Source organism: Flintibacter sp., assembly GCF_046973065.1.
Map to the genome: position 1 here is coordinate 1 of NZ_JBKVXZ010000056.1, position 2,534 is coordinate 2,534.

3 protein-coding genes are annotated in these 2,534 nt (G+C 60.7%); all 3 read right to left on the reverse strand.

Annotated features, from left to right (window positions below; translation table 11 throughout):
• Window positions 1-124 precede the first annotated feature (124 nt).
• Window positions 125-988 (reverse strand): Lin1244/Lin1753 domain-containing protein, encoded by an 864-nt coding sequence (locus ACLTXB_RS15420; protein WP_428227602.1) that lies wholly within the window; start codon window positions 986-988, stop codon window positions 125-127.
• 12 nt (window positions 989-1,000) lie between these two features.
• Window positions 1,001-1,948 (reverse strand): recombinase RecT, encoded by a 948-nt coding sequence (locus ACLTXB_RS15425; protein WP_428227603.1) that lies wholly within the window; start codon window positions 1,946-1,948, stop codon window positions 1,001-1,003.
• Window positions 1,949-1,950: 2 nt separating this feature from the next.
• A partial coding sequence (locus ACLTXB_RS15430; RefSeq protein WP_428227604.1) for a DUF1351 domain-containing protein occupies window positions 1,951-2,534 on the reverse strand: 584 nt, incomplete at its 5' end.

The window sequence follows — 2,534 nt, forward strand, 5'->3', positions numbered from 1 at the left end:
GCCCACAGCGTCACCGTTGGGGCCAGCTTCGCCTCAAGCGCCGCCTGGCTTTCTGCACGGAACATATCCGCCTGGGGGTAGGCCAGCATCAGCAGGGCGAAAATTTCCGTTGTCTCTGCTCTCGTCATCGCTCGCCCTCCCCGGAGAACGCGTCGTGAAGGTTCCGCAGCGCCCCCATCTTCTCCCCGGTGCTGGCCTGCTGCCTGCCGCCTCTGGGCTGCTGATAGCCCCGGTCGTCCTTGAGGGCGAACACGCCAGCCCAGGAGCGTTTCACGCTCTGGTCGAGAATGGCGATCTGCTCCTCCCGGTCCTCGGACAGCTTGCGCAGCTCCGTGAGCATCAGTTTTTTGGCCCGGTCCGTCATGGGCTTTTTGATCTTGACCCGCATCTCCTCGAAGCCGCGAAGGGCGGCCAGCATCTCCGCATCTTCTCCGGCGAAGTCGGAGAAGATAGTCTCTTTTTCTTTCTTTTCCTTTGCTTTACTCTGCTTTGCTTTGCTTTGGTTTTCTTTTCTTTCCTTTTCTTTGGACACCTTCTGCTCTGCATTTGCATCGCCGTTGCTGTCCTCTGAACCGTCCGAAACCTTGCAAGGCTGATTTTCCCAGCGTTTCTTGGCTGCCTCCCGCCGCAGTTTGGAGATGTCGTCCACCTTGCCCATACGCCGGAGAAGGGAGGCGGAATACAGGTACTCACCGTCATTGACCAGCAGTGTGTTGTTGCCTCCGTCGGAGAACTCTGTGCAGCAGTCCGTGATGATCTGCTCCAGCTTGGATGCCTCCATCTGCATTTGCATAGCAAGGGTGTTCCAGATGTACTTGGTAATGGGTAGTTTGTACTCCGGCTGCTCCCGCAAAATCTCTATGAGCATGAAGTACACCCCGTAGCCCTCCGCCCCATAAATGGAGCGGAGAGCCAGGATTTTCGGGTCGTTGCGGGCGTTGCAGTCATGGGAAAAGAAATAGGCGTCTTTCTCGTTGGTCTTAGGCATAGATAGCCCTCCTTATGCAAGGGCGCGCTGTCCATCCTCGTCGAACAGGCCCTCCGGCAGTTCCGGGGCTTGCTCGTCCCCGCTCTCCGGCGCGCCCAGGGCGGGTGCGGGGTCCTCCGTGGGCGTGTCCAGGTAGTTCGGCGTGCCGTCGTTCCCAATGGCCGCCTCGTCGCTTGCAAGGGCTTTCTGGAGGTCAATGGACATGATGCCCCACTTGCTGATAAGCTGCCGCAGCATCGTCTTACAGGCCATGCCGTCGAAATCCTTGTACCAGAAGGAGGAATACTTCCAGTCGTCCCCCTGGGGGTAGTTGCCCGCCAGGAAGTCAGCGTAGGAGACCCGGCTGTACCGGGCGTCCTGGGCGTCTTTCCCATTGAGATAGAACGCCTGGGAATAGCGGTCCGCGTGGGCCAGCATCTTTTCACGGCTCCAGTACAGGACCTTGCGGAAGCCGTTGGTCAGCTCGAAGTATGCGTAGTAACCAACCACGGGCCGGTTCTCCCGCTCGCCGTCATCCTCCAGGAACTCCAGGATAGGGCGGCGGGTAAATCGGTCCCGGCCCTTGTACTCGCCCTCCACCACCGGGAACGCATCCAGGTCGAGATACTGGCCGCTGCGCTCCGCCAGCTGAATGTAGCCCTTGTAGCCGATCTGGAACTGAGCCACCTTGCCCCGCTTCTTGTCGTTGTAGGGCACCATGTAATACTGGCCCAGCTGGGGGGAGGGGGAGAGGTTCAGGCTTTCGCCCAGCAGGGCGGCGGTAAGGACGGTCCCGGCGTCGCACTCCTGGAGGGCCGGGTTGACCGCCACGGCGGAGCTGATGGAGGCCACGAACCGGCGCGCCCGTTCCGGGTCGCCCAGGGTATCATTGACCAACTTTTGGTACATCGGGGTCTGGATGGCGACGGAGAACTTGGGCTTGCTGCTGTTCTGCCGCTGCAAGGAATTGTTCACTCTCATGGTCAAACCCTCCTAAACGGAATGTTGCGGGCTTTCAGCCACGCAGACAGCTCTTTTGCCTGGGACATGGTGACCTGGCACTCAAAGGCCAGTCGATAAATGGTCTCGGCCTCTTTGGGCGGCATCTCCCGAAAAGCATCGCTCTGGGGGATAGGGCCGTCCACTGGCTCGCGGTGCGGTTCGGGCACCGTGTCGGCCTCCTTGGGCCGGAGCTGTTCTTCATACTTCCGAAGCTGCGCCGCCTGTTCCTGGAGGCGGGCGCGCTCGGCCAGCGCCGCGTGCAGGTCCAGGTTCTCCAGATACTTGAGTTTCACCGCCTCGGCAAACTCGCTCTCCACCGTGGACAGCACCTCCAGGTCTGCGGCAGCCTTGGCCTCCGCCGCAACGATGGCCTCCCGGATTTTCTTCATGGAGACGCCGGTGTTGTACCACCCGTCCTGCCACAGCTTCTCGAAGGGCAGCAGCGCCCGCAGCTCGCCCACGGTCTCCTCGTAGATAGCCAGGATGTCCGCGCGCTTGGCGGCCCGTCTCTGCTCCTCATAAGCCTTGAGCTGGCCGTCAATGGCAGCAATGGGTTGGTCGATAA

Excerpts from the sequence above, each read along its gene's own strand:
- ACLTXB_RS15425 (WP_428227603.1), bottom strand. The coding sequence starts at position 1,948 with ATGAGAGTGAACAATTCCTTGCAGCGGCAGAACAGCAGCAAGCCCAAG.
- ACLTXB_RS15420 (WP_428227602.1), bottom strand. The coding sequence starts at position 988 with ATGCCTAAGACCAACGAGAAAGACGCCTATTTCTTTTCCCATGACTGC.